The organism is Pseudomonas sp. W2I6, assembly GCF_030815935.1.
Taxonomy (GTDB): domain Bacteria; phylum Pseudomonadota; class Gammaproteobacteria; order Pseudomonadales; family Pseudomonadaceae; genus Aquipseudomonas.
Map to the genome: position 1 here is coordinate 1,062,679 of NZ_JAUSXJ010000001.1, position 24,588 is coordinate 1,087,266.

A 24,588-nucleotide genomic window follows, 5' to 3' on the forward strand; every position below is an offset into this window, starting at 1 on the left:
TACGACGTTGTTCTGCACGAATCCCTATCCAAGCCCTAATGAATGGAGCGAGCGATGCAGCGTCAGTCTTTACAGTCTTTGCTTTTGCTAAGACTTCCTAAGGCCAGCCCAGTGCCACGCTTTCATTTTCTTCAGCTTACCTTGCTGAAATAGCTTAGATTTTCCCAAGTAAATCACTGCGAGTAATCGCTGTCTTTCTGCTTGCGATGGAACCACTCCGCTACCTAAAGCTTACAATGCTTGGAGTGGCTCAGTACCCACTTCACTATCATGTCCGCAGCAGCTCCATAACGGTCAGCTACCAAGAGCCGTCGTCCTTCAATACGCCATCCGCGATCAGCGAGCTGATGAGTGACGTCAGTGATGCCTATGCCGCCAACTTAGTTGGTGGTGTCAGGGTAATGAATGCCTGCTAACGACACCTTAGCCACGCCGGATTCCCGATCAAAATATGAAAGGAAATGCCAGCCACCCGTGGTGCTTCCAGGATGGGGGAAATTGATGGCGGCTTTGCCTGTTATGTAGTGCTGGTGCGAGACGCGTTTGAGATCAAAATCGAACAGTGGTTGGGGCATGGAGTCCTTCTTTTTCTCGCGTAATCCCACTTGATGTCGCTGGGAGCCACCGTGGAGGCTTTTTCCTACAACACTGCCAGAGCATGCCCGCACCTCTGGCTTGGATATTGTTACAGAAAGGAGGGTTGCTATATAAACAAGCATAACGTAACCGCTGGAGGTTCAGAGAAGCCACCTTGATAACGGTGGCTTTTTCCACATGGCTGTACGCACGGCGTGAGCTTAATCCCACGTTGCTGGGATAAGGCCGTCGCCTTTTGTACTCCAAGCGGCTACTGAGTGTGTGTGCTCTATGTCACCCCAGATTTCCTCCCCTGCATGCTCAAGTACGATAATTTGGAGGTTGGCATTCGTCCGTGAGATTGCCTCTCCAAGTACCTCGAAAATTCGTCGCGTGGCCTGCAGGTCTTCGATTCTGTGCCTACGCAACACGGCCATATCCAAGTCCAGTGCATTGCCCCCAAGATCGCTGCTCGGGAAATATACTTGGCTAGGCTGGTCTATCACCAGAAAGCTCAAGGTGGGCAGGTGTAGATTTTCTTTCTGAAGCAAAAATTCATGGATGCCGAGAAACGCAGCCACGTGATATCCCATCCAGTTAGCCCCGCTACCGACTTCCCAAAGGTAGTCAAACTGATCGAATTCCTTGTCGAATCGGATGGTCAATTCTTTCTGATCCAACCTGAGAACTGAGTTAGCCGCACCTTCGAGGGCGCCAAACTGATCTGCGTAATGCTCAATGAGTTCGGTAAGCTTGGCATCTACCTCGCGTTCTCTAACAGCGCGGTTCCCGCCGGCCATCAGTCTGTTGAAATCGCTGATCTTTTTGCTTTCGGCTTTCATGCGTTGGGCAATCGCCTCGTCTGCTGATGTATGGCCGATTTTTTTGAGTACCTCAGAAATTTTCCCAGCAACATAATAGATATCACCAATTACGCTACGAAGCCTTTCGTCCTCCGCCAAAATTGCGTTTTTGTCAGCGCGATAGGTATGAAGCGTCTTCTCCTCCTTTGCCAGATTTCGTTTAAGGTTGGATATCCTGCTATCAAAAGCAGGATTCTGTTCCAATATCTCAGCCACGCGCGTGATTTTGTTGACCTTCGTTTCAAGGTTGGTGATCACCGTGCTCATCGTGTCCGCTGTGGATCCGCAGGCAACGCATTGGCCCTCATCCCGAAGACTTTTTTTCAGCCAATCCAAGCCGACAACATGGCTCTTTTCTTCATTTACCGCTTTGACGAACTGCTGGCTACTCTGGGCCAAGCTGCTGTAGCCACTGATCTCCTCCCCTAGCTCGTCTACCAGTCGCTGCTGTGCAGTTTCCTTGGCGACAGCAGCATCAAATCGTTCGTTGATATGTAGGCGCTTAGGCGCAATCAGTGTTTGTTCCAGCCGCTTGTTTCGGTATGCATCCATGACCGATTTTAGCTTCGCGACTTTGATGTCTAGATCGTCAGGTATGTCGGCTTCGAGTAGACCGATTTCGATACATCTGTCGATCATCCGGTTTACCTCATGACGCCAGTGAAGCTTTGCTTTCTCGACAACCTTGAGTTCTTTTTCGAGACCATCCAGCTCTTTTTGCGCGTCGTCCCGTCTGCGTTCATTTATAACGTATTGCGCATCTACAATCCCTAGAGCGTAAGGCATTGCCCTAGTCAGCTTTTGACGGTGGATCCAGGTGTCTGCTTTGAAAAATAGCGTGTTTGGATTGGCCACAATGTGTTGTGGCAAAAAGTTGAAAGCGGCCAAGTCCCTGAAAGAAGTTCGGGCATCAAGCTTGCCTGGTTTTTCTGCATCAGAATGCGGAAGGTCGCTCACGCCTATCAAATTGTTGAACTTATCCTTGAAAGTCGACCTATTGGTTTTGGTAGGCACAATCTCTGGGATCGAGCCAGGGAACATTTCAAAGTAGTAGTCGTTCGAAGGGGTACTATCTATTGGGCCTTTGCGGGCGATTATCCAGCTTTCCCCTCGCAAAGTTACCTTCACCCCAAACCACATGACCTTGTCTCGAATCGTGCCGATGGGGATCTGGCACTTGGTTGCCCCCATCGCGTAATCGATGATATGAAGAACGGATGATTTACCTGTTCGACTCAGCCCGTGAATAATATTTATTTTTCCTGGCTTGAATTGGATCTCTTGAATCTCGTTGTTCTGTTTTTTTGGCCAGAGAATAATTGAGTCAATTTGAAATTTCATTGGGAATACCGAACAGAAGCTTCAGGAGGGTAGGGGTATCAACACTTGCGTACCAATTGGCCAGACGGTTGACTGTCATCACCATCTCTTTGGGCAGAGCAGACTTTGTTCCACGCGGCCAGCGATCAATTTTGTTACTGAAGACCGGTAGTTCATCTTTGCGATGAGCCACTGCCAACAGATTGGTCGAAACTGCGAGGTTCAAGCCCTGCAGAGCTACTGGCGCCCGAGAAGCGACGCGTTGCTCCAAGTCAACCTTAAGACCTGGTGCCTCTCTAAAAACCTTGTCTAGCCTGGTTTTAGCATTCCTTGAACACAAGGCTTCCCGGGAAGCCTCATCCCAAACAAATGGTAAAACGAGTTTGAGTTTCAACATGTCCAGCGGGTGTTCGGAAGCTTCCAGTTCGTATTGCTGTACGAATACGGTCAATAAGAAGCACGCCAGCGCGGTGTTGTGGATTACATAGGTATCCAAATATGGCCCGCTCACTTACTTTCACCTTTGACCTGATGCCAGAGAATCGGGTGATCTGTACCGTCATCATTTGCTTGATGGTGATAAGTGCCTAGGTAAAGGTAACGATGGTCTGACTTCAAACGGCCAATCTCTATTGTGAATTTTTCTGGAGTGGTCGTACTGATGTAGATCTGCTTGTGATCGTCACCGGAGAAATCTTCGAAAGGAATGCCTTTCAGGTTTGAATATGCTTCGCGAAGACTGTCCCACCTCCCATGAAGTGTGTTCTCAAGCTCATTAAAGTGCTCCGGGAGTACCTTACCTTTGAGTAAAAGTCTCGACCGCTCGGCATACCCAGCCCAGTAATGTCCAAGCTCCTTTTCGATGGTTCGCTCCATTAGCCCCAATTCTTTGAGCTGGAAAATGAAAGGCAGATTCAATTCTTGATTGAGCGCTATCAGCTCGCGATATTCGGTTTCGTCCTGACTTCGCGCAGTCCAAGCTTCGCTGAGGAATTTTTCGAAAAGGAGCTGCTTGCGGTTGAAGAGTGGCAGGGATGTAGTCCAGAAGGGCTCCCTGCGTCTCCATGTCTCACGCGCCATGTTGAAAAGGTGGCCCGTGAGACTATCCAATATTACTTTCTTATGCTCGTCCAGACCCTCTGGCAGCTGCAGCGCGGCGTACATCGCATCGGTTATCGAAGCAGATTCATGCTTGTGAATGACCTCGAAACGACCGACAACATAGGCGATTGATTCATCGTCAAACGCAGTAACCTTTGCTGCAATTTCAGCGGTAGCACCATCCATGGTGAGTGCGTGAGTACGAAGGGTCTTAATAGCGTGCGCCACGTCTGTTGGGGATGACGCTGCTGACAACAGATGAACGAGGCTGTTGCTTCCGACCACTCCGTTGGTCACTAGAATAAAGTTGATCTGCTCATGAGTTGCTTGGGACTGCTCGAGCTTCTCAAGCCAGTTTTTGAATGTGTTCCACAGATTTTTGCTGCTGTCTTGCAACGGATTTTTTCCAGAGAGCGTGAGTTTGTCTTGCTCTTGGATTGAAATAGTTCCAGTTGCTGTAGGAGTCACTTCCTCGACGTCATCCGTTGTTTCTATTCCGAAGAGCGCATCCCTATGTGAGCTGTGAAAGATTCTATAAAGCGCACGCTCGAACTGGTAGCCATACCCAGCGATGCTTGCACTGGCTTCTGTGTTGTCCATGTGTCCTTCTCTCGGATAATCGCACTGGGCGTCCATGTCGCGCCGGATAGACGAAGCTCAGGCCGCATTGATGCACGAATTTACCGCGAATAATGGCAGTGGGCCACGCTGGCTTTGTGAGATATTGACAAAAAGATGATTAACTGTGTTTTTGTACAGTATTTCCAGTGCCGCTTTTTTTAAAGCGCTCCTCGCAGTTGCTCGTAGAACGCGACTTCGCCGGGGATGGAGATATAACTTGCGTCCGGGAAGGGGGGAGGGCATGCCGCTTCGCGGCCAGGCTGTCGTAAACGGAGCCTTCGCGTTTCGCATCGTCTCGGCCACTTTCGAGCTGATATCCTTCACGCCTTCGGCCTTCCTGGCCGGCGCGCTCCGCTTGCTACGAAAGCCCTTTAACAAAGGGCTTGTTATAATCTGCGAAAGAATAATCAGTGCCTTAAGGCTTTGAAGTGTCGCCCTCTTGCGCTCCCCACATCAATCTGTGGGCTTGAAAGTTTGGATAGAAAAACACCTTGTAGAATTTCTTTTTTCTGCAGCAAATACTCCGTCGCGGATCGTATCGAATTTTGTATGTGATGCTTTTTGTTTGTCAAAATCAAAGTCCGCTAAGGTTCCGGCAATGTAGTCAGGAACTCTAACGAAGCTATCGTAAGCAAGTTCTCCTACGGCTTCGGGCTTTGTTAAAATTAATTTTCCTTTAGGATCTACGTCGCTGTTTACACAAAGAGTATGGTAAAGGTTGCTGACTTGCTTGCTGTGAGCGCGGCATAGATTCCTCAGGGTAATCAGTTAAGGTCATAGAAGAATTCAGTCAGCCTTGATCATCTGTCGAAGGTACACCGGCAGGCGTGAACCAGGTGCCCACAGGGGAGGGGAGATGAAGGTATTTTTGGACTGCGAGTTCACTCGGCTTAACCGCGACACGAAGCTGATTTCAGTTGCACTTGTGTCCGAGGCTGGCCACGAATTCTATGTCGAGCTCACAGATACCTACCATGTGGCAGATTGCAGCGATTTTGTGATCCAAAACGTCCTGCCTCAGCTCAACCTACCTGAACATGGGCAACCCTTGGTCGAAGCTCAAACCTCACTGCTCGCTTTCCTGGGCAGCCTTGAAGGCCCGCTCGAGATCTGCTCGGACGCCCCGGATTGGGACTGGGATCTCTTCTGCCAATTGGCATACGTACATCATCGTTGGCCTGCTAACGTTGCCAATAGTCCAACCAACCTGATCCTGCTATTCAGGCATCTTGAAGCGGATGATATCGACGACGTGACGCTCCCGGAACTTCCACATCACGCGCTGCTGGATGCTCGCCTCTTAGCCGACCTTTATCGTCGACTGACTGCCGGTTTGAATCGAGGAATTGAAAATGGATGATGATCTCCATACGCGACAGTAAGCGCCGAATGCAGAGATGGGGGCTTCGCCAGGCTCGTTTCACGACAGCCATTCGCCGCAGGGGCACGCACCAATCTGCCCATTCGTGAATAGCTGCGTCAGGCACCGAACAAGTTGGCACTTCGCATCTCTACCTCTTCACTAGATCTTTGTATCGTTCTCTTGACTCTAGGATCTGATCCCTGAGCTCTTCAGGATCAATTCTCATCCCGCCACGAGGAGTTGTCTGCAGCGTTTGCAGGCTGTTCACCGCTTTGATGAACTCTCGTTCTTCTGCCTGCACCCAGGCAGGGCGTTTATCTTTCCAAAAGAGCCATGCCATCGCCGGCCTCGCTTCTGATTTAGTCGAGATCAGTATGTGGGAGCTGCCTGCAATGTCCAAGCAGGGAAGTGATCTCGGCCATTATGCAAGCGGAGCGCGCAGACCATGATGGTCGAAGAGCGTAAGGATGGAAGCCCGAAGGGCCGAGACCCAACGTAGCGGGGCTCGGTTTACAACAGCCGCTCCCGAAGGGATACGCCCGACCGCCTTGATTAAAAGGTTACCGAACAGCTCGTTGATCAAATGACCGAGGCACAACGCCCATCGCGCAAAGATCGTATGTTCTGCGCAATGCCACCTCGTCACCAGACGAGACCCTCACATGGGTAAAGATCGTCGACAGAAAGCGTTTCCTTTCGCCGTTGCCCAGCTCAGACCAAATCCTCGGCTGCCCTTGCGCATCTGGGACTGCAAAGCGGTCTAGGAAATACTCTTCAAGGCTGTGCAGACGTTGTTGGCCATCAATCAAAATTTCACTGTTTTCCGCCAATGCCCTGCTACCGCTTTCTGGCTCGTACCAGTCATTCGTCAGGTAGCTCCCCAGATCCCCGCCTGACCATATTGCAGAGATGAAACGAGACTTCTGACCGATGTTCCATTCCAGCCCGCGCGACCAGGTTGGCACGGGCATGCCCATAACGAATCGCGCTGCCCATGGACAATGCTCATGAGCGGAGGAGGGATCTACGAGATACTTTTCCCAGTGGCCCACTAAGACCTCGATGGGACAATGACTGACGGTCGTGGGCAGAAGACGCTGCGGCATATGGATGTGTAGGTCTGATGTTCCGCCGTCGGCGTAGCGTTTAAAAAAGGAAGTCATGGTTTTCCTGGGTAGCTCAGGTTGGTCGAAGTATTCGTGTAAGTACGGGCGCATCGCCATGCATCCACGGTTGCAATGATCAGCAGATCCCGATCTGTGGAGATATCGATCTGGCCGCTATCGGCCATTGCATGCGCATAGCCCTCGGCATAGGCTGCCGCTTTGTTGAATTCGGATGTGCAGGCTGAGGATTCGATGTAGCCGATCAGCCGCTCCCATGTGCGCCGTTGGCGGTTGCCGAGAATCGTGCAGGGGAGCGACAAGGCGCCGCTCAGGCGCTGTGCGAAGTCATGTGTAGAGAGGGTCAAAGCTGTCGCTCAAAAAGGGTACTTACTCATCACAAACGGTTGGTTTCGGAAAACCTTGAGCCTGAAGTGATTTTTTTTGAAGAGATACAGGTTTGCCCATGCGGGGCTGGTGGGACTGATGCGTTGAAGGACTGTCACATCAGGCAAGCGGAGCGCGCAGGCACGAAGATGGAAGCCCGGAGGGCCAAGATAGCTATTGGAAATGGCTGGCTTGATTTACGACAGCTGGCCCGAAGGGCGGGCCAAATACCGGTCTGCGTGAATAAGCCGTCTGACTGAATTTTGCATGCCGTCAGCATTACTCAAACACCCTGTTCCAGTCCCGTTTATTCAGCTCGCTGCAGGCATCTGGTGCGCCACCGAATACACGTCCAGTTACCCTTTAAGCGCCAATATCTCTACTGAGCCAAAGCCATAGAGTCCAAGATAGAAGGCGCAGTAAAGGAAGGCTGACTCAGCCCTCCTGCGTACTAGGTGACTAACGAGATCTTATAGCGCTGGAGCCTGTTCCTCTTCTAGCTCCAGCGGCTGGCCCGGTATGTACTCTATGTAACTGCGCATCAACCTGCACTCCCTTGGCTTAAATAGCTCATTAAAAATAGCATCCAGCAGCTCAAGAACCTCCTGAATCATTTTCTGGACTTCATAGTCCCTGGCTGTGAACCTGACGTAGATCGGGCTTCTTCTCTTTCCCGAAGTTGCAACGAACTCAAAGTAATAGATTCGAGCTCTTTCTTGTTCTTCGCTATCTCTTCTCGCAATGTCATCCTGAAGTTCACGAATGGTTTCGGGGTCATAATGTATTCCTTCCTGCGTAGTTAATTTGTGCCATGTGAATCTTGAGCGCTTGAGCTGTCTGCCACTTAAATATTTGCCGTCAAACTCAAACGATATTCCTTTTGGTTGGCCGTCCTCGTTGAGGGTCAGGTTGATATAGACCTTTTGCTTCCTGAGTAGCCTGGTGAACGTGAACATATCGCCATCGACGGCGTTGGTGGCTTCGACAGCGCCTGCGATCTTCGCGATCATCTTGTGCTTCAACGGCAGGTCGCCGTCGCGGATCGAGGCTTGGAGCTCTGCGTGAGTGATCGAGGTGCCCCATGTGTCCTTGGGCTTTGGTGCTTTGGTGAGGCCGAAGCGATCTTCTATGGCCGACACTGAGTCGAGGCTGATGCTTCGCTCGTTGCTGTCTTTGACCATGGAGAAGTCATCGTTGAGCCTGATCCTGTTGGCGACGATGTGGACGTGTTGGTGTTCTTTGTCTTGGTGCATTACAGCGAGGTACTGGTTGGTCTCGTTGAAGCCCAGGTCTGTCATGTAGGTCTGGACGGCTGTGCGCCACTGTGCGGTCGTCAGGGACTCTCCGGGCCGAAGGGAGAGCATTGCGTGGAAGACTGGCTTGATGGCTTTATCAGAGTCGATTGAGAAGCGGCGAAGGGTTTCAATCCGGTCGAACTCCTTGATCATCTCCGTGAGGTCTGCTTCGTTACCCTGAAGGACGCCTGGCAGTGGATCTTTGCTCATAGTGTTGTGGCTGATCGTTCGGATTCCGCTGATCTCGTGATCGTGCTTGGTGCAGCCAAAAATGTACCGAATCCGGTTCTTAAACGAGCCTACTGACTTAGGAAAAATCTTGCCGATCATGCAACACCCCCAAAGTTGACTTGGGCGATGTACTTCACTTTCTCAAGCAGTTCGGAGCCTGGACGGTCTGCGTTGATCATCGAGGCGAGGTTCATGAGCTCACGGGCGATCTGAACAATGTTCTGGGTGACTTTGGGCTTCACCTGCCCATTGGCAACGTAGTCACGGATAAATGCTCCAGCGGACTTATAGCCTGCTTCAACCATCTTTGCATTCAGGGTATCTAGCTCAGACTTGCTAAGCCTGAAAGTGATCCTAGTCTCTTTATTCTGCTTCTCAGTTTTCTTCATCTTGACTCACTTTTATTGTTTTATTTGTCGAGGCAATCACGCAACACCCGGAGGGATGTGAGTATCTAGTCCTGCTTGTCTGACATAGACACAACTGGCTAAAAAGAAGCTCTAAAGCTATTGTGCAATTGGAGCTTTTGATGGCTCAACGGATATTTAAAGGTTTTTGAATGTATAGCTAAACTTTCGCAGGGTGTGAATGCGAAATCGCAATAGATGAGTGCGGTTTCGCTCTAATAGAGTGCGAAATCGTTTTGGGTGAGTGTGTTTTTGCATAGTGGTATAGTGGAATCGCAAAAGGGGCTTGCGACTCCGCTGTTGAGGATTATGATTTCAGCTGGCTTTTTACGCTTATTCTGGGTGAAAACCCTTTTCTATTTTGTGTCGCGTTAATGTAGTCAGGGACATAGGGAAGGCGATGCCTTTTTCCCCCTGCGCCTCAGCGTTTTTTATCGCATCGCGTACAAAATTGAGTAACTCTTTCGAGGGTGGGGTGAATGCGGAGAGTGAATTTTTGAAGGCTTGCTGCGCTTGGCTTTCAAGTTGTTTCTGCATACCGAGCAAAACTATTTCGTTCTCAGGAACTAGGCGTTTTTTTGTGTAGGGGACTAGAACTCCATTATCATCACGCCTGCTTTCCATCCTATAAACGTAGAGTTCATGCCGTCTAATTACCGGGCACCAAACGCCAGCTAGCAACTCTGTGTGCATCGCTTCGAAGTCTTTAAGCTCCAGCTTAAACTTAGAGGCCGAGGTTAATGCTTCGGTAATTGAGTATTCTATTGTGCTAGCAATAAGTTCTCCAGTGAGAAGGCCTTCAAAGTTACGATCAAGGAACGTATCGTCATCCCATGTGGAACTAGAGGTATTTTGTTCGAGAGGATTTTTCTGACAGTGCCGAATCGCGGTGTAGGTGATTGATCCTTCTTGGGATCTTCGGTAGCTGATTCTGAGTTTGCCAAGGTGCGAAGTAATACAGTTAATTATGTGTTGCGCAGTAAGAGTGCTTCCTGCAAAGCTTATGAATATTTTATTGTTTTCGTATACCTGGGTATAACTATGGAACGAGCCACCAGGCGAAAAACTTGGCTTCCATAGTTCCACATCGATTTCATAAGTTTTTCTGAAACCATTGAGAAGCGTTTTACCGTTGGCATCTGTGATCGCACTGTCCGCTACAACGTACAGGCCCTCAACCTCCATCGTGGGATCGCTGGGTTTCGCTTCGTCATCTAAGTATTTCGAGTAGTCAACGGACTTGGCGTACTCATAGCCTGCAACAATCAAAGTCATTTTGATTACTACCTATAGGGTTATCGTTTCCAGTTTGAGTTTATCTAAACTAATACGCCTACATAACCACCTCCGTGTCACGTCCTTCGAGGGCAGGTGATCACACGGGTAGTCGCTATGGCGAAATTTGCCTTGTCAACGATGCCAAGACTGGAAGAAAAGTGGGTAGTGCCAGTCGGTAATGCCATGACTGAGCGTGTACACGTCACTGTGGAGTCCAACCAGTCCGTCCAATAATTCAGCTATTTGGGTACGAGCGTGGTACAGAAATTCGTACACATGGTGAACATGATCACGGATTTGACCAATGAAATCAGGCTTTGGCGATCCGATCCATCATGGGGACCACGGAGAAGCGGCGGGGGAGGTGTTGCGGTGGTGCTGTGTCTGAGGGTATTGGGATCTGGCATGGAGAATGCCAAGGGTGATCGGTTTATCAGCAATGGGTTAGGAGGGGCGGGGTGTTGATCCTTAGAATTCTTGTAATTAGCCGGTAGGTCATTTGTCGGTATTGCATTGAATGGCACAGTGCTATTACATATGTTCCTTGACGTTTTATCAGGGAGCGATAGCAGTGGCAGACTCAAGGGTTGTCGGATTTTTCAGATCGTTTGCGATGTGGCTGCTGTTTGCGGTTTTCTTGATTTTTGCTCTGGGCGCTATCTTCACCAGCTTCCAGTCTGGTTTGATCATGCTTCTCGCGGCCGGCATGTTCGTACCTAAGATCAACCGACTGATCAAAGATAAAACCAATATCACCATCACACCAGGTGGCCGTGCTGTCGTTGCCTTGGTTTGCTTTGGTCTTTTCTTCTACACGAGCAACAAGGCTTTGGATGCTGATCGCGCCGAGCGATCTGCTCAGCAAGCGTTAGTCAGCCAGCAAAAGGCGGAGCAGGCCTTGAAGGAAAAGCGCGATTACGTTTCCGCTAACAAAGATGCAATCCTCGCGGAGATGAATGTCTTGACCGACAAGCAGGATTACGCCGGGGCCACTGCCTTGGGCTCTAAGTACAGTGATGCTGGCAGCTTTGAGATTGACCAAGAGCTATCGAAGGTCGCGGGGCAAAAGGCTGAGGTTGAAAAGCAGCAAAAGAAATCGACTCTCCTCACGTCCATTGCGAGCATCCAGCAGGGCGATTACAAAAGGCTTGCAGGCACCTACGCCCAACTAGCCGCTATCGACCAGACCTACCAGGCCAATGCTGATAAATTCTCGAGGCTCGCTACTCAGCAGACCAGAGAAGCGGAAACCCGAGAAAAAGCTGCAGCAGAAAAGGCTCTTCGGCGAAGCATGGGGTTAATCTGGAACTACTCTGATGGCGAGGACAATATGTCCGGAAAACCAGTGCGGCGGGCGTACGTTTCGTCGTTGAATACCGTGGATTTCAAATTTCCGTACAGCGGCGTGCAAAGAGCCACACTCACTATCCGTAAGCATCCACGGTGGGGCACGTCGGTGTATGTAGCTATCGAGAAAGGTCAGTTTGTTTGTGGATACGATGACTGCGATGTACGCGTCAGATTTTCTAAGGGCAATGCTCTGCGCATGTCAGCCAGCGAGCCTGATGACCACAGCTCTAATTTACTTTTCATCAGCAGTGCGTCGTCGTTCGTTGCCCAAGCTCGGAAGTCCGAAAAAATCTACATCGAGGCCGATTTTTACCAAGAAGGCAGCAGGGTCTTCGAATTCGATAGTTCAGACCTTGAGTGGAAATGATTAGGGTCAAATAACCCCGTCCAATTAATTTCTTCCTTGGTGAGAAAAATGCTCGGGCAGTGGATCAACCAATCGATGCACTTGGAGACGGTGCCGTATCCAAGCTGCACTTTGTCCGGTAGCAGCGACATTTATGTCACGGCGGATCACTTGCTGGTTTTGCTGTAGTTCTTCGCAATCAGCGGACCAAACTGGAGGATCTGTACGACGTCTTTCATGGTGATCATGCGGTGGCAGGCCATGGAACTCTCCAATATTCCTTGAGAAATTTCCCACGCTTTTCTCAGCTTGTCCCTCAGACCTCGCATCGCTAACCTCCTCAAACCGCTGGAAAACCAGCGGCCGGATGTGGAAGTCCGTACCAGCTAAGACGCAATCGCCTATAAACACCTGCCGGCGTTTTTTTTACGCCTGTATCATGTGTTATGGCGGCTGTGCGCGGGGCACTTCGGTGCGCCGGGTCCTTAGCCCTGGTCTTCCACACCTGCGTACAGCTGCCACCCTCATGTGGAAGTGAGATTGGCAGTTCCTGAATAGTTAAGGAGCTTCGCCATGTACAAAGTCACACCGAATCCGCCTCATGCTTCAAACGCTGCCCCCACTGATGCCAAGCTTCAAGCTGCGGCTCAGCGTGCTATCCATCATTACTTGCCGTCATCCGATAACGACGTTCCCGCCGAGCAACCGAGCAGCAACCTATTCCGCGTCAGCCCCGACATAGATACCGAAACCCTTCTAGCCAACGCCGCCGAAAACCTGGAATCCGCCAACCAAATGGCTGCAACCCTGGCTTTCGACCTCGATGAACCCCATCGCGCCATCGTCCTGGGCATCCAGCAGCTAATCGACCTGAGTGCTCTACTCGTTGACCGAGCTTTGGAGCAAGTCGCGCCTGTAGGCAGCACGGCCACCGCCTGACGCCGAACCCTGCCGCCTTACCTCAAGGCGGCAAACTGAACCCATCCTGTCATTCAGCAAAGTTTCATAATTCCCTGCGCTTATGAGGTCTACGATCCTCCTTAAGAGAGGACCTGTACGCCTCCAGTCCAAAGGGAACTGAAAAAATGATCTCCAATCTCGTCAAAGTCGTGATGGTCGCAGGCACGTTGCTCTTGGCCGCTTGTTCGTCGGGTTCATCTGGCATGAGTAGCGACCTGAGCAGCGACCCTTGTTATTCAGGGGGATGCCAAGCGTTTGGCGACCACAGCCCCAGCAAGGCCGCCAAGATGAATTTTGGCGGCAACGCGCTGGGGAGCAGTTACGGGGAGTATGGTTCGGGGTTGATGCATGATGACTGACTGAGCGGGTGGGGCAGTCATTTACTCAGTGACTGACCCACCGCTTTCGCGAGCAAGCCCGCTCCCACATTGGATCGTGGGAGGGCTTTAGTGACCGCCTTTCATACGTCGGGCGATCAGGTAGATGCCCAAGCCTACCAGCGCCGTAGCCGCGCCAATGTAGCCCGGGCTGGTCCACCCATACCCCGCCGTAATCGCCATCCCACCGAACCACGGCCCCAGCGCATTCGCCAGGTTGAACGCCGCGTGGTTGGACGCCGCCGCCAGGCTCGGTGCCTCATGCGCAATGTCCATCAAGCGGATTTGCAGCGGCGCGGCCATGGCGATCATGGTGCCGACCAGGCCAATACCCAGCAGTACGCCCCACAGCGAACTCGCGGCGAAGGTGAAGAAAATCAGCACGGCCATCGACCACACCATAATCCAGCCCACTGCGCGAAATTGCAGGCGATCGAACAGCTTGCCGCCGGCGATGTTGCCGATGATGCCGCCTACGCCAAACGCGGCCAGACCGAAGGGAATCCACTGCGGCGAGACTTTGGTCACTTCGAGCATGGTCGGCGCCAGGTAGCTGAACACGCAGAACATCCCGGCAAACCCAATAGCGCCAATGGACAGCGCCATCCACACCTGCGGTTTGGTGAAGGCACGCAGTTCTTTGCGCGGGTCGCTGCGGGGTTCGTCGTGGCGATCCGGTACGAATTGCCAGACCAACGCGATGGTGCACAGGGCGATAGCACTGACCAGCGCGAACGCCGAGCGCCAGCCAAAGTGTTGACCGAGGAAGGTGGCGATGGGGTTGCCGAGCAGCATGGCCAGGGTCAGGCCCATCATCACCCGCGCGACCGCGCCGGCACGTTTGTCGTTGGGCACCATGCTGGAGGCGACCACGGCGGCGATGCCGAAGTAGGCGCCGTGGGGCAGGCCGCTGATAAAGCGGAAGGCCACCAGCGAACCGAAGGTTGGGGTAAACGCCGTGGCGAGGTTGCCCAGGGCATAAAGGCCCATCAGCAATAGCAGCATGTGTTTACGCAGCAACTTGGCGCCGAGGATGGCCAGCAGCGGGGCGCCGACCATCACGCCCAGCGCATAGGCGCTGATGGCGTGGCCCACTTGCGGTTCGCTGAGATTGAGGTTGTGGGCGATGTCGGGCATCAGCCCCATGATGGCGAATTCGCCGGTGCCGATCGCAAAGGCGCCCACGGCCATGGCCGCTTCCATTTTGGCGGCGCTGCGCGCGGGCAGCACGTGCCCGGGTGTTTGCTGGATAGTCATGGGTAACTCTGTTTGATGAAGTGCACGAAGGACAGCCGCCGATGCTACGCAAGCAGCGACGAAGGTGTCTAGAACAGCGTGTTGCGCGAGAGTTCCATCGGCGCAAGCAGTGCGGGGCTTTGAGATCCGTCTTATTCAACTACCCTCTCGCCACGCTTACTCTTTTGGCGATGAAGCTCAAACATTTCCTGCAACCACTCGACTCTTCTTTTTCGACGCCCAAGGCCGCGCGCAAGTTGTTGCGGCTGTTTGCCCTGGCATTGGTGCTCGGCGTGTATGTGGGTGCCTACAGCTACTTGCGTGCGGCGTTGAATGAGGAAATTTCGCTACGGCGCAGTTATATGAATGAGGCGATTTCCGATGCGCAGAGTTTTTTTGTCAGCCGCCAGACGCTGCTCAAAAGCCTCGGCCTGTCGACGGTTCGTCATGTCACGCCACCCGTGGGCAACCTCAATAATGTGCCGGCCGAAGAGTTGCACATCACCTTGGGCGAGGCGGGCAATATCTGGAGCCTTTGGCTGACTAGGCGCCTGCTTGATTACCTGCAGGTCAACCAGGTCAACCTGATCTACGTCGCGCAGCGCGCCGAGCCGGTGGTGGAGCGCCTGTTTACCGTTGGGGCGGCCCCGGAGAATGTGCCGCAGCCGGTATTGCAGCGGTTGATGGCGGTGGACACCGGCAAGGTCTCGGTCAGCGATGAGTTGTGGCTGACTGAGCAGAGCCGCCTGGATTCACCGCTATACATCTTCACCCGCCTCGACGACCGTAGCCCCACGTCGGGTTGGCTCGGGCTGGAGGTGGACGGCCCGGACCTGATCAACGCCCTGCAGCATGAAAAAGCCGGGGACTTCATGTTGCTTGACGGCGCCGGGCAGCTGATTTTCAGCAGCACGCCTCATCAACCCTCGGCTGCGCAGGTGCTGCGCCAGTATCACGCCACGGCCAGCTTTGGTTGGGAAGGCAGCCGCTGGCTGCCGGATCGCTTGGCCATTCGCAAGCACCTGGGTTACTCCCAGTGGCAGATCGTCTACAGCCTGGAGCTGAGTTCACTGTTGCCCAGCCTGGCCATGCCGTTGCTGCTGTGCCTGCTGTTGTGCGCAGCGGCCAGCTTATTGATGGTGCGGTTGGTGCGGCGCATCGATCAGCGTTTGATTATCCCGGCAGCCAATCGCATCGAAGCGCTGGTGGAGAGTGAGGCATTCAGCAGCGCGGTGATTCGTATCGCGCCAGTGGCCTTGTGCGTGCTGCGCCGCAGCGACGGCGAGGTAGTGCTGGAAAACCCCCTGTCCCGGCAATGGCTGGGCAACGGCCACGAGCGCCAGCAACTGTGTCACGGCTGGATTCGCCGCGCGTTCGATGAGTCGGAACAAAGCAGCACCGACGAGCTGCAAATGGCCGACGGTCGTCACCTGTACTTGAGTTTCGCGCCAACCCGTTACCAGCGTGAGGAGGTGCTGATCTGCGCCTTCAGCGACATCACCGAACGCAAGCAGGTGGAGTTGGCCCTGCAGCAGGCGCGCACGCTGGCGGACGCGGCGAATGAGGCCAAGACCCTGTTCCTGGCAACCATGAGCCATGAAATCCGCACGCCATTGTATGGCGTGCTGGGCACCCTGGAATTGCTTGCGCGCACCGACCTTAACAGCCAGCAGCGTGGCTACCTGAATGCCATCGAGGGCTCGTCGGCGAACTTGCTGCAAATGATCTGCGATGTGCTGGACGTGTCGAAAATCGAAGCGGGACAACTGTCCCTAGAGTTCAGCACGTTCTCACCGATCGAGTTGGTGCAGGAAGTGATCCAGGGCTACGCAGGCGCCGCCCAAAGCAAGGGCCTGCAGTTGTTCGCCTGCCTCGACCCGCAGTTGCCCGACCACGTGAGCGGGGATGTCACACGCATCCGCCAGATCCTGAATAACCTGCTGAACAACGCGCTGAAATTCACCGAAAGCGGCCGGATTGTCTTGCGTCTGCGCCTGGAAAGCCGTGAAGGCGAGCGCACGATGTTGCAGTGGCAGATAGTCGACACCGGCAAGGGCATCGCCGAGGAAGACCAGCGGTACCTGTTCGAGCCGTTCTTCCAGGTCAGCGGCAATGCGAATGTGGTCGCCGGCAGCGGCCTGGGCTTGTCGATCTGCAAGCGCCTGATGCACTTGATGAACGGCACCTTGCGGGTGGTCAGCGAACCGGGCCTGGGCAGCAGCTTTTCCTTCACCTTGCCGCTGGAGCAAGTCAACGACGACGACCAGGCTCCCTGGGCGCAGCCGCTGCTCGGCGAGCGGGTGTATGTGGTGTCGCCGGTGCGTGAGCTGGCGGAAAGTGTTGGCGGCTGGTTGCGTCGCTGGGGCGCGCGCGCGCAACTCGGTGCGCCGGAGTCCGCCGAGGCCGACCCCGGCGCGGTATTGGTCGAGCTGTATCCCGGCCCGACCGAGCCCGACCAGTTGCTGCATTGGTCCGGGCCGCGGGTGATGGCCGCGGTCGACGAGCATGGCGCTTATCCCTGGCAGATCGGCCTGAACAACCTGCAGGCGCTCAACCGCGCGGTCAGCCGCGCCCAGGGCAGCGAAGAGTTGTTGTCGCCGAGGATCAGCGAGAAGCCCACCGAGTTCAGCCTCAACCTGCGCCTGCTGGTGGCCGAAGACAACCTGATCAACCAGTTGATCCTGCGCGACCAGTTGGAAGAGCTCGGCTGCAGCGTGGTGCTGGCCGGCGACGGCATTGAAGCGCTGTCACTGTGGGGTGATACCGCGTTCGACATGATTCTCACCGACGTCAACATGCCACGCATGAACGGCTATGAACTCACCGAACAACTGCGTCGCCTGGGTTGCTCACTGCCGATCATCGGGGCCACCGCCAACGCGATGCTCGACGAAGCCGAGCGCTGCCTGAACGCTGGCATGGATCATTGCCTGGTCAAGCCGTTCACCCTGCGCGCCCTCTACCAGTGCCTGCATCGCTATCAGAGGAGGGTGCTTTGAGCGCCTATCGCGTACTCATCGTGGAAGACCATCCTTTCCAGCATGAGTACTTGATCAACGTCTTCCAGGCAATCGGCGGGTTTGACGTCGATGTGGTCTGGGATGGCGCCACCGCGCTGCAACGCCTGGCCCGACAGCGCTACGATCTGCTGCTCAGCGACTTGATGATGCCGGGGATGGACGGTGTGCAACTGATCCAGCACTTGGCCCGCATGCACGCGCCGCCTGCGCTGGCGCTGATGAGCGTGGCGTCGCGGCGCATGCTGGTGGGCGCCGGGCAGGTGGCCGGGAACCTCGGCCTGACCGTCGCTGGGCTAATCTCCAAGCCGGTGCGCGAACGCGAGGTGCGCACCCTGCGCGATTGCCTCGACAAACTCGCCGAGCAGGCGCGCACGCCGTGTTGCCACCGGGGTGTCAGCCATGCCCGGGAGAACCTTGAGCGCGCCTTGGCCAATGGTGAAATCCAGGCGTGGTTCCAGCCGAAAAAATCCCTGCATGACGGGCGCATCGTGGGCGCCGAAGCCCTGGCACGCTGGGTGCACCCGGTGGAAGGGTTATTGATGCCCGGCGCGTTTCTTGACGACATCGAGCGCCTTGACCTGGAAACCCGCTTGCTCACCTGCATTCTCGGCCAAACCCTCATCGCCCAGGCCCAGTGGGCGCAACTCGGTTACCGGCTGCCGGTGTCGATCAACCTGCCCACGCATTTGCTCGACCAGAGCGACCTGGTCGACCGCCTGCTTGCCCAGGTGCAAAGCCGCGACGCCGAACCCCGGCAAATTACCTTCGAATTGATGGAAAGCTCCACCACACGGCTGCCCAGTAACTACTACGCTGGAGCATGTCGCTTGCGCATGATGGGCTTTGGGTTGGCGCAGGATGACTTCGGCAAGGGGTTCAGTTCCTACTTCAACCTGGTGTCGACGCCGTTCAACGAGGTCAAGATCGACCGGTCACTGGTGCATGGCTGTGCCGAGAACGAAAGCCTGGCGTCGGCCTTGCAAAGCATTGTCGAGCTGGGCCGCAAACTCGGGCTGACCACCATCGCCGAGGGCGCCGAGACCCAGGCGGAGCTGGCGATGTTGCGGCGTATCCGCTGCGATCAGGTGCAGGGTTTCCTGATCTCCCATGCCGTGGCGGCGGAAAAATTCAGCGCCCTGTTAATCGAGGATGGCCCTGCGCCAGCACTTATGTGAGTGGCCAGGGTCACACAGTCAAGAAGCCCGAAGGAAGGGTCGCCCGGTCAGCCGGGCGTTATTGGCCAATGCCGGGATCAAGCATAGGCCCCATATCCTGATTCAGGCTTCTGCGGTACTGACGATGAAACATGCAAGTCTGCGCCTGGACAAGCTGGCGCAAAGCTCTCAACGCTTGAACAAAGCCCTGTTATTGCTCACGGGGCTCGCCTTGTTGCTGTCCAGCAGTTGCTATTGGGCGGTGTCGCGGTTGCTCGACGCTGAACAGGAAAAGGTCGAGTTCCACTTCGCCCGCGTGGTGGAGATCATCCATGAGCACGAGGCGTTCCTGCGCAACGTGGCCAGTGGCTACAGCCGCAGCAACGCGCCGCCGCTGCCGGCCGTGCAGTCGACCTCGGTGGTGGAGTTGCAGCACGAAGGCGGGCAGGTGGTGTTGCAGGCCAAGGGGTTTGCGATGTCGCTACCCTTCACCTTGTCCCACGCCGAGACGTTCTCGGCGGATGACACGCGCCGGGCACTGGCGTTTGGCGTGCAACTGACTGACTACTACGGCGGCTACTGGGCCAGCTCGTTTTACGCCTCGCCGCAGCTGTTCGTGTTCACCCCCAATGCCGTCGCCAGCCTGGCCGTGCCCGGCGTGGGCGGCTTGCGCCAGCACCAGCCATTGTTGCGCGAGCAGTACCGCGACGTGGTGAGCCGCTTGCAGCAACTGCAACAGAGCCAAAGCCTCCTGCTGACCGACAGCCGCGTGCGCTGGATGCGTGCGCCGCCGCAGTTGTACCAGAACAGCCGCAGCGTGGTCGCGATGATCGGCCTCGACGCGCCTGCCGCCGTATTGCCGGCCAATCAGCCTCAGGGCCTGCTCACGCTGGCGGCGGTGGTGGACACCTCGCAGGTCGACGAAATCGAGCGAGTACTGCAACTGTCGGTCTACAACCAGTTCACCCTGATCTCGCCCCAGGGCGACGTGTTGCTCGGCAGCCTCGGCGATGAACACATGGCGCCCCTGGGCCTGAGCTTCAACAGCCAGGGTTTGCGCTTCAAGATGCTCAGCGAGGGTGGCGAGCACTGGACCGGCCTGTACGCCATCAGCTATCAGGATTTCCTGCGCTACGCCAAATGGCCGCTGCTGGGCCTTGGCCTGACGTTTCTGGCGGCCGTGCTGCTGGGCTGGTGGATCAACCATTGGTACAAGACCCGCATCGTCAGCCCGGCGCAACGCGCGCAGGAGCGTCTGTTCGAGAGCGAGGCATTCAACCGCATCATGCTGCACAACGCCCCGGTGGGATTGTGCGTAGTGCGCCGCAGCGATCACCAGTTACTCCTGGAAAACCAGCGCGCGCTGCAATTGCAGGGCACCGCACCGCTGCTTGACGTGCTCAAGGCCAACGATGGCCCGGATACCCCCGGCGAGATGTGCCTGGCGGTGGAGGGGCGGTACTTGCAGGTCGTGGTGGTGGCGGCGCGGTACGAAGGTGAGGACGTGTTCCTCTGCGGCTGCAACGACATCACCCGACACGTGGACGAGGCCCAGTTGCTGACCCAGGCGCGCCAGGAAGCCACCGAAGCCAACGAGGCCAAAACCGTGTTCCTGGCAACCATGAGCCATGAAATCCGCACCCCGCTGTACGGCGTGCTCGGCAATCTGGAACTGATGGCCCTGACCGACATGAGCGAGCGCCAGCGCCACTACCTGGAAATTATCCAGGGTTCGTCCACTGTGCTGTTCCAGTTGATCAGCAACGTACTGGATGTATCGAAAATCGAATCCGGGCAAATGGCCGTGGAAGCGGCGCCGTTCAGCCCGGGCCAGTTGGTGGCGGAATCGGTGTTGGCGTTCAGCGCGACCGCGCGCAATAAAGGCTTGCAGATCGATGCCGAGATCGACCCGCTGCTACCGCCGCAACTGCTTGGCGATGCTGGCCGCATCCGGCAGGTCCTGCATAACCTGCTGGGCAACGCGATCAAGTTCACCGACTCCGGGCGCGTGCGTTTGCGCCTGATGGTGCAGCAACTACTTGACGATAAAGTGACCCTGCAATGGCAGGTCACTGACACCGGCGTGGGCATTCCGGAAAAGGCGCTGGACCAGTTGTTCAAGCCGTTTTATCAGGTAGCGGGCGACCAGGACGGCAATGGCGCCGGCCTGGGCCTGTCTATCTGCTCGCGCTTGAGTGAGTTGATGGGCGGCAGCATGCGCGTGGTCAGCGAGCCAGGGTTGGGCAGCAGTTTTTCGCTGTTCATCACCTTGCCGGTGCTTCAGGAAACCCTGCCCTCTGCGGAACAACCACCGATGCCGCCGTGCCTGGACGCACCGTGCCTGAACGTGCGCGTGCTGGTCGCCGAAGACAACCCGGTCAGCCAGGCCGTGCTGCAAGAACAGCTCGAGGCCCTTGGCGCCCACCCCACCGTAGCGCGTGACGGCGAGCATGCGCTGCAAATCTGGGGTTCGCAGCCGTTCGACCTGGTGATCACCGACATCAATATGCCGCGCCTCAACGGCTACGACCTGGCCCGCGCGTTGCGTGAACAAGGCGTCCAGGTGCCGATCATCGGCGTCACCGCCAATGCCCTGCGCGAGGAGGGCGAGCGTTGCCTGGCGGTGGGCATGAACGCGTGGGTGGTCAAACCGCTGAGCCTGAGCATGCTGCGCCAGGCGTTAATGGCGCACTGCCGGCGGGCCACGGCCTTGCCGGTGGTGCAGGTGGACCGGGACCGCGAAGGCTGGATCGAGCTTTCCCCGGCCATGCGCCAACTGATGGCCGACACGTTGCTGGTGGATGTGCAGCAGATCGAACAAGGCCTGACGGCCGGCGATGCCACCCTCGTACGTGAGCGTTTGCACAGCCTCAACGGCGCGCTGGCCAGTGTGCGTGCCGGGGAACTGTCCAGCGCTTGTCAGGCATGGGAGAACACCCTGTACGACGCACCGCTGGATACATACGCCACCACGCAGATTCGAGGCGTGTGCGCACGGCTTACAGCGGTTGCGCAGTGCTTGCTGGCAGAGTCGCAAACTTGATGAAAGCCCATTACAAGGAAGATAAAGAATGCGAGAAATGAACGTTGTGATCGCCGATGACCACCCGATCGTACTGGTGGGCGTGCGCGAAATTGTGCAGCGTGATTCACGCTACAGCCTGGTGGGCGAGGCGGTCAGTTCCAGTCAACTGATCGAGCAGTTGCGCAAGCACCGGCCGCAAGTCCTGATCACCGATTTCAACATGCCGGGTGACGACACCTATGGCGATGGGTTGAAGCTGATCGAGTACATCCTGCGTCACTTTCCCGCGACCCAGGTGCTGGTGCTGACCATGATTTCCAACAGCCTGATTCTCACCCGCTTGCAGGAATTGGGTGTGGCCGGGGTGATCCAGAAGAACCACCTGCACGGCGAGATCGAAAAGGCCCTCGGCGCGATCAGTGCCCAGCGCAGTTACCGCGCACCGGAGCCCGCCGCGACTTCGGTCTTGGCCAATGTGACCCAGGTGCAGGCGCGCTTCCAGAGCCTGTCGCCACGGGAGATGGAAGTGCTGCGTTTATTCGTGACGGGCATGAGCGTGAGCGATATCGCGCGGCAGTTGAGCCGCAGCAACAAGACCGTCAGCGCGCAGAAGATTTCGGCCATGCGCAAGCTGGAGGTGGACAGTGACCAGGCGCTGCTGACCTATTGCATCGAAGCCCGGCAGTTTCAGTAATCAGCGGTACGTCATCTGCATCAACAGGGTGGCTTTGTAGCTACCCGCCTCGGGCAGCTCGCCCAGGGACACGGGCTTGACGCGCAGGGTCAGCGCCAACGGTTCGTCTTCTACCGGCCAGGTGCCGGTTTGGCCCAGGCCGATCCCCGGCTTGTCGGTCTTGTCACGCAATTGCACCTGCAACCCCAGGGATGGGAGATTGGTGAGCAGCACCGGGCTGACGGTGAGGGCCCGGGCCATGCCCGCCGACAAACTCAGCTCGACCTGAGCGCCCGCCTGACAGTCGAAGACCAGCGGCACATCGGTGGCGACGGTGCTGCCGTCGGCCAACTGGTTGAGGTTGACCTTGCCCAGGTCCACCTGTTGCGTACTCGGAAACCTTGCGGTGCACGGCGGTGCGGTCAGCTTGCCGCTGACGTCGATCTGCGCTTCTTCCGCCGCTTGCGCAAGGGCGGTGCTGGCTACGGCCAGCAGCATCCAGGCGAGCGCTTTCATAGGTAATTGAGGGTCATGACCATCGACGAGGTGAACGCGCCCGGCGCCAGCGTGCCGCGTTCGACCAGTTGCGCCTTGAGGCTGATATCCACGTCGCCGCTGAGGTTGGTGTATTTCTTGACGGTGCCATTGAGGTTTGCCGCCGTGTTGTCCGCCCACAGCAACGACACACCGAGGTTATCCGCCGTGGTCTTGGCCACGGTGGAGGTGTAGGTGCCGTTATTGGACGTGAAGCTGACATTTAGCGAAGAACCCGACGAGCACTTCAAGCGCACCGGCACTTCCACAGTGCCGGTGGTCGCCACCTGGTCAGTACGCACGTCGCCAAATGCGGCGGTCAGGGTTGTGCCGGTACTCAATACGCACGGTGGGCGGGTGAGGGTGCCGCTGACGGTGATATTCACCACGTCGGCAGCGTGAGCGGTGCTGCTGAGCAGCATCAGGGCGAGCAGTGGAGTTTTCATGGCAAGGCCCTCATTGATAGTCGATGTTCAGCGTGTATTGGCTCTGAAACGCACCCGTCGGTGATTGCCCGGCCGCCAGTTGTGGCTTGAAGCTCAGGTTTACGTCATTGCTGCCCACGCGTAACTGCATAAAGCGCGGGGTAGTGAAGTTCACCGGGTTCAGGGTGTCGGTCCACAGCGCCTGCATGTTCAAACCTGCCAGCGAGGTGCGCGTCACACCGGTAGTAGGGCTGACTACCGTCTGGTTTGGAAGCAGGTAGACGTTGGCTCGCATCTGCGCCGAGCATTTAATTGACACTGTGGTCGACTGCATCTGGTTATTGAGGTCGCTGTTGCTGATAGAGCCGAAGCGCAGGTTGACGCTGCCGGGTGAACTCAGGCTGCAGGCAGGCGGGACTACGGTGTATGAAAACCCTGTGTTAAGAAACCACTCGCCATAACCCAGCCAGTTTTCCGAGGTAACGCCCAGCAACACCCCTATCCAACGTGTGCCTGCAGTTTGGGGTGCTGTGCCCACCAGAATGTAGCGGTAAGGCACCACAGTATTAAGGGGTAGAGGCCGGCAGTAGCCGCCCAGGCAATTGCGGCTGTATTGGCCGATATTCAGATCGTATAAATAGATGTTGTTATACGGGTCGGACCATCTCAACGGGGCTTGATTCGGGCCGCTCATGTAGTTGATTCGCGTATTTAAACCGGCTGAATAGGGGAATGCGCGGCGAACGGTGCACGTGCCCTCGAAGACGATCCTGATCGCCTGGCCCGGTGTAAACGTGTAGCCGCCGCTCGGAACGCCTGGCACTGTGCAGTTGAGATTCCCTTCGACCAACGCTTGCGCCTGTTGTGAAAGGCAGCTCAATACTGCGCACAACAGCGCAAGCATCAGCCGTCCACGCACCTTATGTGTTGCTTTAACGATCAT

General features: G+C 55.8%; 20 protein-coding genes and 1 pseudogene. 8 read left to right on the plus strand and 13 right to left on the minus strand.

All coding sequences use genetic code 11. The annotated features are described in order from the left end of the window. Positions 1-87: 87 nt before the first annotated feature. From QF039_RS05050 to QF039_RS05065, 4 genes and pseudogenes are all read right to left on the minus strand, one after another. Positions 88-575: pseudogene (locus QF039_RS05050) on the minus strand (hypothetical protein). 222 nt (positions 576-797) lie between these two features. Beyond that, positions 798-2,780: a DUF3732 domain-containing protein gene (locus QF039_RS05055; RefSeq protein ID WP_307517101.1), complete on the minus strand. Its 1,983-nt coding sequence runs from the start codon at positions 2,778-2,780 to the stop codon at positions 798-800. Further along, positions 2,764-3,270, minus strand: coding sequence for a three component ABC system middle component (locus tag QF039_RS05060; RefSeq protein ID WP_307517102.1), 507 nt, complete (start codon positions 3,268-3,270; stop codon positions 2,764-2,766). The genes QF039_RS05055 and QF039_RS05060 overlap by 17 nt, the downstream gene beginning before the upstream one ends. Beyond that, entirely contained in the window at positions 3,267-4,460 is a 1,194-nt protein-coding gene (locus tag QF039_RS05065; RefSeq protein ID WP_307517103.1) for an ABC-three component system protein, read from the minus strand. The genes QF039_RS05060 and QF039_RS05065 overlap by 4 nt, the downstream gene beginning before the upstream one ends. Positions 4,461-5,337: 877 nt before the next feature. Between QF039_RS05065 and QF039_RS05070 the strand changes: the two genes are divergently transcribed. Beyond that, positions 5,338-5,841, plus strand: coding sequence for a 3'-5' exoribonuclease (locus QF039_RS05070; RefSeq protein ID WP_307517104.1), 504 nt, complete (start codon positions 5,338-5,340; stop codon positions 5,839-5,841). 563 nt (positions 5,842-6,404) lie between these two features. Here the strand turns inward: QF039_RS05070 and QF039_RS05075 are convergent. From QF039_RS05075 to QF039_RS05095, 5 genes are all read right to left on the minus strand, one after another. Then, entirely contained in the window at positions 6,405-7,007 is a 603-nt protein-coding gene (locus QF039_RS05075) for a DUF262 domain-containing protein (protein WP_307517105.1), read from the minus strand. Next, the gene (locus QF039_RS05080) at positions 7,004-7,315 is read right to left on the minus strand and encodes a hypothetical protein (protein ID WP_307517106.1); all 312 of its coding nucleotides are present in this window, start codon (positions 7,313-7,315) and stop codon (positions 7,004-7,006) included. Before QF039_RS05080 ends, QF039_RS05075 begins: the two co-directional genes overlap by 4 nt. Before the next feature lie 489 nt (positions 7,316-7,804). Next, the gene (locus QF039_RS05085) at positions 7,805-8,959 is read right to left on the minus strand and encodes a relaxase/mobilization nuclease domain-containing protein (protein ID WP_213550889.1); all 1,155 of its coding nucleotides are present in this window, start codon (positions 8,957-8,959) and stop codon (positions 7,805-7,807) included. Continuing rightward, complete coding sequence (locus QF039_RS05090; protein WP_122590558.1) at positions 8,956-9,249, minus strand: hypothetical protein; 294 nt, start codon at positions 9,247-9,249, stop codon at positions 8,956-8,958. The genes QF039_RS05085 and QF039_RS05090 overlap by 4 nt, the downstream gene beginning before the upstream one ends. Before the next feature lie 351 nt (positions 9,250-9,600). Beyond that, positions 9,601-10,542, minus strand: a complete 942-nt coding sequence (locus QF039_RS05095; protein ID WP_213550891.1) for a hypothetical protein — start codon at positions 10,540-10,542, stop codon at positions 9,601-9,603. Positions 10,543-11,158: 616 nt separating this feature from the next. Here QF039_RS05095 and QF039_RS05100 point away from each other — a divergent pair. The 3 genes from QF039_RS05100 (at position 11,159) to QF039_RS05110 (ending at position 13,560) form a co-directional block, all read left to right on the plus strand. Further along, the gene (locus tag QF039_RS05100; protein WP_307517107.1) at positions 11,159-12,262 is read left to right on the plus strand and encodes a hypothetical protein; all 1,104 of its coding nucleotides are present in this window, start codon (positions 11,159-11,161) and stop codon (positions 12,260-12,262) included. Between the two features lie 552 nt (positions 12,263-12,814). Continuing rightward, positions 12,815-13,180, plus strand: coding sequence for a DUF6124 family protein (locus tag QF039_RS05105; RefSeq protein ID WP_307517108.1), 366 nt, complete (start codon positions 12,815-12,817; stop codon positions 13,178-13,180). Positions 13,181-13,326: 146 nt separating this feature from the next. Continuing rightward, complete coding sequence (locus QF039_RS05110) at positions 13,327-13,560, plus strand: hypothetical protein (RefSeq protein WP_003218911.1); 234 nt, start codon at positions 13,327-13,329, stop codon at positions 13,558-13,560. A gap of 87 nt (positions 13,561-13,647) precedes the next feature. On the opposite strand, the gene QF039_RS05115 is transcribed toward QF039_RS05110, so the two are convergent. Beyond that, positions 13,648-14,835 (minus strand): MFS transporter, encoded by a 1,188-nt coding sequence (locus QF039_RS05115; RefSeq protein WP_307517109.1) that lies wholly within the window; start codon positions 14,833-14,835, stop codon positions 13,648-13,650. Positions 14,836-15,005: 170 nt separating this feature from the next. Between QF039_RS05115 and QF039_RS05120 the strand changes: the two genes are divergently transcribed. From QF039_RS05120 to QF039_RS05135, 4 genes are all read left to right on the plus strand, one after another. Next, complete coding sequence (locus QF039_RS05120) at positions 15,006-17,813, plus strand: ATP-binding protein (protein ID WP_008437634.1); 2,808 nt, start codon at positions 15,006-15,008, stop codon at positions 17,811-17,813. Beyond that, complete coding sequence (locus QF039_RS05125; RefSeq protein WP_102368407.1) at positions 17,810-19,009, plus strand: EAL domain-containing protein; 1,200 nt, start codon at positions 17,810-17,812, stop codon at positions 19,007-19,009. The genes QF039_RS05120 and QF039_RS05125 overlap by 4 nt, the downstream gene beginning before the upstream one ends. Positions 19,010-19,133: 124 nt before the next feature. Continuing rightward, on the plus strand, positions 19,134-22,031 hold the full coding sequence (locus tag QF039_RS05130) for an ATP-binding protein (protein WP_087693699.1): 2,898 nt from the start codon (positions 19,134-19,136) through the stop codon (positions 22,029-22,031). A gap of 28 nt (positions 22,032-22,059) precedes the next feature. Beyond that, entirely contained in the window at positions 22,060-22,707 is a 648-nt protein-coding gene (locus QF039_RS05135) for a response regulator (protein ID WP_017477281.1), read from the plus strand. Here the strand turns inward: QF039_RS05135 and QF039_RS05140 are convergent, their stop codons facing one another. From QF039_RS05140 to QF039_RS05150, 3 genes are read right to left on the minus strand one after another with little or no spacing between them, the layout of a single operon-like run. Further along, entirely contained in the window at positions 22,708-23,202 is a 495-nt protein-coding gene (locus QF039_RS05140; protein WP_003218900.1) for a fimbrial protein, read from the minus strand. Then, positions 23,199-23,666 (minus strand): fimbrial protein, encoded by a 468-nt coding sequence (locus QF039_RS05145; RefSeq protein WP_003218898.1) that lies wholly within the window; start codon positions 23,664-23,666, stop codon positions 23,199-23,201. Before QF039_RS05145 ends, QF039_RS05140 begins: the two co-directional genes overlap by 4 nt. Before the next feature lie 10 nt (positions 23,667-23,676). Then, positions 23,677-24,588: a fimbrial protein gene (locus QF039_RS05150; protein ID WP_236260813.1), complete on the minus strand. Its 912-nt coding sequence runs from the start codon at positions 24,586-24,588 to the stop codon at positions 23,677-23,679.